The sequence below is a fragment of the Myxococcus sp. CA039A genome, from assembly GCF_013336645.1.
Classification (GTDB): domain Bacteria; phylum Myxococcota; class Myxococcia; order Myxococcales; family Myxococcaceae; genus Myxococcus; species Myxococcus llanfairpwllgwyngyllgogerychwyrndrobwllllantysiliogogogochensis.
In genome coordinates this window covers 1-8,438 of record NZ_JABUMQ010000417.1, presented here as the reverse complement: position 1 = coordinate 8,438, position 8,438 = coordinate 1, and the positions used below count along the sequence as shown (strand labels likewise).

6 protein-coding genes are annotated in these 8,438 nt (G+C 66.5%); all 6 read right to left on the bottom strand.

Annotation, left to right across the window (positions count from 1 at the left end):
* Window positions 1-170: 170 nt before the first annotated feature.
* The gene (locus tag HR086_RS41950; RefSeq protein ID WP_174468423.1) at window positions 171-1,706 is read right to left on the bottom strand and encodes a hypothetical protein; all 1,536 of its coding nucleotides are present in this window, start codon (window positions 1,704-1,706) and stop codon (window positions 171-173) included.
* 14 nt (window positions 1,707-1,720) lie between these two features.
* Entirely contained in the window at window positions 1,721-3,169 is a 1,449-nt protein-coding gene (locus HR086_RS41945; RefSeq protein WP_174468422.1) for a hypothetical protein, read from the bottom strand.
* A gap of 314 nt (window positions 3,170-3,483) precedes the next feature.
* Window positions 3,484-4,044 (bottom strand): DUF1993 family protein, encoded by a 561-nt coding sequence (locus tag HR086_RS41940; protein WP_174464061.1) that lies wholly within the window; start codon window positions 4,042-4,044, stop codon window positions 3,484-3,486.
* Window positions 4,045-4,275: 231 nt separating this feature from the next.
* Window positions 4,276-5,457 (bottom strand): carboxymuconolactone decarboxylase family protein, encoded by a 1,182-nt coding sequence (locus HR086_RS48995; protein ID WP_174468421.1) that lies wholly within the window; start codon window positions 5,455-5,457, stop codon window positions 4,276-4,278.
* A 53-nt stretch (window positions 5,458-5,510) separates the two neighbouring features.
* The gene (locus HR086_RS41930; RefSeq protein WP_217442167.1) at window positions 5,511-6,554 is read right to left on the bottom strand and encodes an alpha/beta fold hydrolase; all 1,044 of its coding nucleotides are present in this window, start codon (window positions 6,552-6,554) and stop codon (window positions 5,511-5,513) included.
* A gap of 1,635 nt (window positions 6,555-8,189) precedes the next feature.
* Window positions 8,190-8,438, bottom strand: a 249-nt coding sequence (locus tag HR086_RS41925) for a helix-turn-helix transcriptional regulator (protein WP_174468419.1), incomplete at its 5' end; no start/stop codon positions are given.

Below are 8,438 nucleotides of genomic sequence, written 5' to 3'. Positions count from 1 at the left end.
AGGGCCAAATCACGAAGCTCAAGCTCCTCAAGCGTCAGATGTATGGCCGAGCCAACTTCGACCTGCTGCGTCGCCGCGTACTGCTCACCGTTTGACCCCACGGTCCACACGAAGTGCGGGAGAGCCGTTTTGACAGGGGCAACTCCATCCCCACCCCCGCGACCCGAGGCTCACGGGTAGGTCTGCTTCAGGTAGATGGCGTCCTCCATCGAGGGCGGCAATTCCTTCCAGAGCCACAGGTCGACCCGCGTCCCCACCAGGGACTTCTGGCGCGGCTCGCCGTCCCCATCCGAGAACACCAGCAGGAGGTCCTGGCGCGACGGAGGCACGGCAAGGGCACCGACCGCGCCGAAGGGAAGCCGGCACTCGATGTCCTGGCCACCCTGCCGCGCCCGCCATCGGCACCGTGCGCCGCGTACGGGCCAGTCCACACGGGTCCCCCGGAAGTCCCTCCACTGGCGCAGGGACGCGTGGCCCTCCGGCTCCAGGACGACCGCGTAGTACGGACGGAGCTCCAGGTGGTCCGCGAAGACGGGACTCAAGCCAGGCCGAGCCGGCGTCACCCGGTCGTCGCCCACCTGCGCGGCCAGGTACAGCGCGTCGGCCCCCTGTGCCAGCCGCCACGTGACGGACGCATCCAAAGGGCCCTCCCACGCACCCAGGCCATGGATGACATTCGAGTCGGTGAGCGCCGGGAGCGGCTGGACCGGCCCCCACGCCGCGTCGCCCGCGATGTCCCCATCCACCGTGGGCTCGGCCTTCATGGGGACGGTGTGGTAGCCCTCCTCGTCCAGGAAGGCGACCCGTGACGGCGGAGCCGGCAGCACAAGGCGGTCCGGCGAGCCGATGAGGACACAGGCGCTCGAGACGATGTCGCCACCGCTCCCGCCGCCCTGGACGAAGGTCGCGCACACCTTCGTGCCCGTCAGCGCGACTCCGCTCAGGCCAGAGGACCCCACCACCTCGGCGAACTTGAGGACATGCGGAGCGCCTCCGTCCGACTGCCCCACCACGCACTCCCACACCCCCTCATCGGCCCCGAGCGCGATGCACGCCGACGCCGAGCAGGAGCCCACCGCGGACACCGGCTGCTCGCCCGCGCCCGCCGACGTGGCACAGAGCTTCGCCGCCTCCTGGAGGAAGCTCGCCGCCGGCTTTCGCCCCGTGCAGGTGGGAGGCGCCAGCGTGGGCTCGCTATTGGACGGCTCGATGGAGCAGTAGGCCTCCTGCGGCTTCGACTTCGGCTGCGGTCTCGGCTCGGGTAGGGGCGTGAGAGCCGTCGTGGGCCCGCGCTCGGTCGTCCGAGCCAGCTCCACGAGCGAGCCGTCCTTCCGGCGCTTCGAGCGCAGCACGAACGTGCGACGCGCTTCGTCCCGTCCCCGCACGTCGATGCCCCCCGCCTCGCTCGCCCGGGTGACCTTCGCGTCCTCGGTCCCGGTGAGCGCCAGGCTCCCTGTCACCGTGCCCTTCCGGTCTGTCACCACCAGGCACCAGTCCGCGGGCATGCCGGGCAACGGGGAGTCATTGCGCAGGGCGACGCAGTAGTCCTTCTTGCAGCGCGTGTCACATGAGAGGTGTTCCCAGTCCTCGGGGTCCGTCATGCACGACACCACGTCGGACACCTCTCCCACGTCGCGGCAGGCCTCGCCCGCGGAGGCGCGCGAAGCCAGGACAACGAACCCCATCAGCGCGAAGTGCAACGCCATTCTTCGCTGTCCACTCATGGAAGCCTCGCCTGCTTCTGCTGCTCGATGGAGCGCGCCTCCTGAAGGGTCGGTGGCACCTCGCTCACGAAGTTTTCAGTCAGCAGCGGTCCCATCAGCGTCTCCTGCGTCCCGGGCTGGTCAGCGTCCGAGACCCAGACGGAGAACCACGACGGACCGGGCACCGCGGGGATGAAGAAGATGACGCCATTCGGGATGCGGCACTCGACCGCATAGCCCCCGTCCTCGGAGGCCCAGACGCACTGAGACTCGAGGGGCCAGTCGACCTCACGTCCCCTCCGGTCCCGCCACTGCCGCAGGGACACCTTCCGGTCCGCGCCCAGCAACAGCGCGTACCGAGGGGCCTCGATTCCATTGCGGCCGAAGTCGAGCTCCAGGTGGTCCGTCCCGACGGCTGGGACGCCCCGCGCCAGCGGAACCACCCGGTCGTCCCGGACACGGGCGGCGAGGAGCATGCCGTCCGCGTCATGCAGCAGCTTGAGCCGGACGGAAGAGTCCTCAGGACCGCGCCACGCGCGCGGACCGTACAGGAGGTGGGCCCGCGTCTCGGCCACCACCTCGCGAGCCTGGGCCCACGCGGGGTCATCGAGCGTCCCATCCACCCGTACCGGAGACATCGCGGGGCCCACGAAGTACACCCCGTCCGACTCCAGCGGCGAGCCCTGGTTCGGCAGCAGCAGTCGGTGAGGCGGGGCCGCCGCGTAGCAGAGTTCCCGCAGGCAGGCCGCCCGGTTCGTGCAGCCCCCGTCCACGTGCGCGCAGAGCGTCTCTCCCCGCACGTCCCATTGGAAGGCGTTCCCATACACGCGAGGCTGCGGGAGCCCATGGACGGCCCCCTTCACATCCACCCAGACCAGGCACGACCAGCCCGCATCCAACGCGCCGTTCTTCACGGGCACGACCGTCAGACACCCCTGTGCGGAGCACGCGCCTTGTGGCGGCTTCAGCATCGATGCGGGGTGCCCGGTACTCGTGCAGGTGGCGCGGGCCTTGTCGACGACTTCGGGGGACGGCGCCCTGCCCGTGCAGGCAAAGACCTCCTGCCGGCGACCCGGAACGGTGCAATGGCCCTCGGGCGGTGGACGCGGCGGGCCCTCGAGCGGCGGACGGAACGTGAGGGACTCCGAGGCTTCGAGCTTCCCCTCCTGGGTGCGGATGAGCCGGACATGGCCGACAGCACCACCGACGAGCACGGTCAGGTCCACCATGCCCGACGCCGACACGTCCAGGCCCGGGCGACCGAAGCTTCCGGGGCCCAGCGACCAGGAGCCGGTCACCGCTCGCGTCCGGGCATCGAGCGCGAGCACACACAGCCCGCGCTTCCCGGCCTGGAACTGCTGCTCATCCGTGCGGATGCAGAACCCCTGCGTACAGACCTCCTGGCACACGGAGCGGGGGTACGAGGGATTCGACTGACAGACCAACGTCGAGGGATTGCCGGGCACTGCGCACGGCGTCTCAGCCGCTGCGCGAGCGCCAGCAACAAGGGTGATGACCAGGGCGAGACACGCTCCTCGCCACCCTGTCTTTGGAATGCCCATGAACTGATACCCTTGCGATGTATGTGCCACGCCGAAGTGGGCACATCATGCACGAGAAGCGTGGCCCTACAACCACAGCGCCGTGGTCCCGAGGCCGCAAGGCGCCCGCGGAACCTGTCGTGGACCCTGGCCTGAATGTCGAAGCGGGTTGAGCAGCAGGAGCGGATCGAGGGCGCCGAAGAGTTCGAGGGCAGCGGGCCGCGAGGGCGGAGTTCAACTCAACTCGCCCCCCAGTTGCCCAAGAAGTCGCCCATGGTGAGTCGCACGCCTTGGTTGCGCAAGATGCCGTAGGCGGTGGTGACGTGATAGAAAAAGTGAGGGATCGCGAATGCGATCAGAAACTGGTGGCCACTGGAGCGCATCGAGCCACGGCGGTGCTCAATCACGACCTCTCGACCGAGGCCGGCTTCGAGGTCGCCTGGCGCGAGCTCTCGCAGATACGCAATCGTCGCATCGAGCCGCTGGTGCAGCTCCGCGAAGCTCTTTGCATCGTTCGCGGTCGGCACCCGGGGCGCACCCAGCAACTGCGCGATCGCCAACCTGGCCCCCTCCGCGGCCCAATGGACTTGAGCGGCGAGCGTGTACATGTGCAGGTCCGCTGGCGAGTCACTCGCAACGCCGCGCATGCGCCCTTCCGCGGAGATCCGCGCGTCCAGCAACACCGCTTCTCCGCTTCCACTGGCAGCGGCATGTTCTTCGGCCTTCGCCAACTGCGCTTTCAAGTTGGTCAGTCCTCGGACAAACAGGCCAGCAGAGAGTTCGTAGGCATTCAAAGACATGGTCCATCCTTAACCGAGTCATGCGCCGGTGCCAACCGGTCCCAACCGGCGCGTATTGGGGGCTGCCTCACGCGCCCGTCAAAGCCGGGGCGGCTCCACGATGGCAGGCTTGCGCGCGGGCAACAATCCTGACGCGGAGGCCCCTGACTCTACATCACCGGAACGAGCTTCATCGTTGGTGTGGCATTTCCTGTCGACGGCGAATCCACCGCACGCCGAGCAGGACAGCGCTTACTCCTTTCCTTTCGTCGCGGAAAGCACTTGCGTCAGCGCCTCGGTCGCGCGATTGGCGGCATCCGCGTCACCACGCGCAGCCAGCAGCTCGGTCAATTGGCGCAATTGTCCGGCCGTCAGGCCCACCCGCATGCTCGCTGCCATGTGCGAGCGCAACTGAGGCTCCACGCCCGGCGTGGCCGCCAACGCGCCGACCGTAGCCAGCTCGCGGCTTTGCCAGTCGAGATTGTCACGCTCGAAGATGTCCCCGAACAGATGCGCCTGCAAATACCGATTGATGACCGGCGCAAAGTCGAAGAGGGGCCCCTGGACCGGCGCGCCAGAAATCTTGGTCTGGTTGGCGGTTCCAATGGCGACAAGCTCATCCCCAGTGGGAATGGCTCGGCTGGGCTCACGCCCCGGTGCATCTTGGATTCCGCGCTGCTTGCGCGCCTCCACCACTTTCAGCAACTCACCCAGCGCGTTGAGGCTGCGCGGAAAGCCGACGTAGGCGTAGAGCTGCACCAGAATCTCCTTGGCCTCGCTGATGGCCAGTCCCGCGTCCAGCCCTTGGTTCAAGGCGGCGTTGAGCTTGGGCATGTCGCTCGCGGCCATGAAGGATGCAATCAGTGGAATGGCCTGCTGTTTGGCGGAAAGGGCTTGTTCGGCTGTCATTGCCTTGGGCTCCTGTGGGGCGGCAGCGCCGGCTGCGCCATATTGTTCATCGGTCACCTTCTCCATCCAAATCACACTCTTGCCCTCCGCGGAGCCGGTCACCGCCAGATGGGTCATCGCGCTCGTCGGCGTGGCACCATGCCAATGCTTGACGTTGGGTGGGCACCGCACCACGTCACCGGGGCGGATTTCCTGCACCGGCTTGCCCCATTCCTGCGTCAAGCCCACACCCGCCGTCACGATGAGGAATTGCCCTCTGGGATGGGTGTGCCATGCCGAGTGGGCGCCAGGCTCGAAGGTCACGTAGGCGGTCGAGGCATTGATGTCATCGCTGGCGGACGACAAGCGCTCGACGCGTACCTGCCCGGTGAAGGAGTCCACCGACCCGGCCGTGGAAGCCTGGGTGCCTGCGCGAATGATCTGCTGTGCGTCCGCGGGGGAGTTCGCAGCGCCATGCTGAGCGGCTGCGCAGCCCATGAAGAGGGCTGCCGCGCAAACCGCGACTCCGAAGAGAGGCTTTTTCATGAGGCGGGTCCTATCTCGCCGAGTGTGCTCGAAATAGCGATAGCACCCTTCCGTCATGGGCGTCCGCCTCCATCGAGGTGCTTCTCCTCAAGGAACTTCGACAGCAGATTCGCGATCTCGACGTTGTTCGTATCGGAGAACGGGAAGTGGGTGTTGCCCCGGATCCCCAGTTCCGGCAGGTGGACCACCGTGGCGTCACCCCCGTGACGATTGACTGCGTCGCGCCAGAGCCGTGCCATCGCGAGCCGGACGCGCCAATTGTCCTGCCCGGGGTTCGACGACGGCGCGTCGGGGATGTTGTCCCCGTAGTAGATCATGATGGGAATCTTCGTCAGCGCCTTGAACTGCTCGAGAGGAATGCCCACGGCCTCAAGCGGCCCCGCGGAACTGGACATCGGGGCAGGCACCTCTCCCACCGGGAAGACGAAGCCGCTGCCGGGTTCGTACGACACGACCGCCCGCACGTTCACGCTCTTCATCGCCGTGAGCCAACCGGGGCCGCCACCTTGCGAGTGGGTGACGAGGACGCCGGGACCCATCTTGTCGAACAGCGAGGCGACCGCGCGCGCGTTCACTTCGGCGTCGAAAGGGCCCGTGTTTGGAGTCATCGCGCGGAAGAACTGGTTGAGCGCCTCGGGCTCTTGCGAGAACCGCACGCCCGGGAAGTAGTCAGGCCAGACGCCGATACGGAAGGTGCCGAACCACAACTGGTCGTCGGTCGTGGCGGGAATGGCCGAGGCCACGGTGCTGCGTCCAGCGTCACCACGACGTGGCTGGTCGAGCAGGTAGACGGAGAAACGACGACGCAAGAAGAGATTCTGAAATCCCTCGCGCCCGTCCGACGTCGTCTCCCACGTCTTCGAGGATTGCCCGGCGCCATGCCAGAAGACGAGGGGCAGCGGGCGCGCGTCGACCGGGACCTGGTAGAAGACATAGGCATGATCGCCGTGGAGGGTTCCACCCTCCGATGACGGATGGAGTGGGTCGAAGGTGCCGGGACTGGTCACGACGGTGCCCCCCACGGCGAAGCTCCCCTGCTCCTTCAGTACGAGGGCGGTCGACGCCGACGTCGGGACATCGCTTCGGGCGGCCCTCACGCAGGCGCTCGAACCGAGGAGCGACACGACGAGCCACAGTCGGCTCCACCCTGAAGAAGATAGCGTCCGCATTGGCATCACCTTCCGAGCGACCTGCCGTAGAACTCCGTCAGCTTGTTCATCGCGGCGTCCACATACTTGGGGACCCAGTAGGTCTCGATATGCGTGGCGCCGTCGACTTGTACGTGACGGTCCGCATGTTGACCTTGCCGGGCTCATTCTTCGTAATCGCCCCTCCATAGACCAGGGTGAAGGGATTGTTCGCGTTGCCCGGCGCCAAGGGGCCCGGTGACTCGCGACTGTCAGCGCGGACCGTGGAGGACTTCGCGCACGACGTCGTCATCGCGCTCGCGAAGAGAAACAGGTGGACCCATGCGCTTCGGTTCATGGCTTTGCGTTTCCCTGAGTTGCCTTCGTTGATTACAGGTCGCAGTCGGTGAGCCGAAGGCGGCTCTCGGGCAGCCCGGCCCCTACACCGAGCTCTTCGACGTGGCCTCGTCGATCTCGCAGGTCCTCCGAGGTGAATTCCACGTCGGCGGAGCCCCTGTTCTCCTACGGGCAAATTCCCTGACCGACGACAGGAGAAGTATCCGCCCCGTCCCTATCGGACAAGATGGCGGGGGAGTGAAGGGCTTTGAAGCTGCGCTTGAAGATGGGCCGTTGCCAGGCGGGTAGCCCAAAAGTTCCGAGACGACTTTGGGCTGGTACGCCAACCTGCTCTTCGCCGTCACGGTTTCCCTGATGCTCGTCGGTCTCGACCATGAGGCGGTATTGCTGGGCGCAGCGCGCCAATCTCCTGAGACTGTCTTCACCCACTCCACATGGTTCGGGGCCTGACCCGGCGTCGCTACAGGGCCGTGAAGAGATACGTCGACGGCCCGCTCGCGGAGGTGAGTCCCTCCTCCGTGCTACATGCCGCCAGGTCCAGGTTCAGAAAGGTCGCCACCTGCGTCACCTGCGCCCCCTGAAACAGCCCAGACGTGATGGGCCCTTTCAGGGTAAGGACGCGTTGGCCACTCGCGCTGGTTCCCACAATGGTCGTGAAATGCCAGGTACTGATTGCTCCGTTGTTCCACACAAAGGTCTGGTCACCCTCATCGGTGGCCAATAACGTCACACATGACGCCGTGGTCTCGCCCGTGAAGGTGGTCGTGAAAGAGCTCACGCCCGCGGGCAGCCCCACTCCCGTGCAAACCCCTGACAGCTCACTTCCCATGTATTGGATGAGCTTCGACGTATACGTCAATCCGGGCGAATAGGTCATCTGCGTCGTTCCGGCCGGACAGGTGATGAGCAAGAGCGCGTGCGCGACGGACGGCATCGTCAACAGCCCCAGCACCGTCCCCGCCAGCAGCAAGGAACGAGGCGACGCGGAGGAGAACCGCGTTGGATGAAGCTTCGGACTGGCTTGCATTCAACCCCCCAGGGAAGAAGAGCAGTGCGCTCATTCTCGCAGCAAGGGGCCAGGAAATCCCTGCCTGCGTATCGGCCTGTCTGCTTCTCGACGGAGGCTCTCCAGGGAGTCCTTGCTCACTCCTGACGCTCCTCCACCATCACCCGGAGAGCAGCCGCGCCATTCCTTGCGGGGTGGCTACCTCCGGAAGCGCTGGCTCTTTCGCTCGTTCTCCCGCGACCTCACTGTGACGCCCGGGCGATCTCCGTCGGACTCATGCCCAGGAAGCGGCGCAGGCAGCGGGCCATATGGCTTGGGTGTGAGAAGCCCGCCTCCATCGCGATCTCCGTCAGGCTCTTGCGCCCTTCCATCAAGCGCAGCCGCGCGCGCTCCACGCGACGCTCCAGCACGAACCGATGAACCGGCAATCCCGTGGCCTGTTTGAACAGCGGCTTGAAGTGAGACAGGCTGAACCCCGCCACCCCCGCCGC

Excerpts from the sequence above, each read along its gene's own strand:
- HR086_RS41950 (WP_174468423.1), bottom strand. The coding sequence starts at position 1,706 with ATGGCGTTGCACTTCGCGCTGATGGGGTTCGTTGTCCTGGCTTCGCGC.
- HR086_RS41940 (WP_174464061.1), bottom strand. The coding sequence starts at position 4,044 with ATGTCTTTGAATGCCTACGAACTCTCTGCTGGCCTGTTTGTCCGAGGA.
- HR086_RS48995 (WP_174468421.1), bottom strand. The coding sequence starts at position 5,457 with ATGAAAAAGCCTCTCTTCGGAGTCGCGGTTTGCGCGGCAGCCCTCTTC.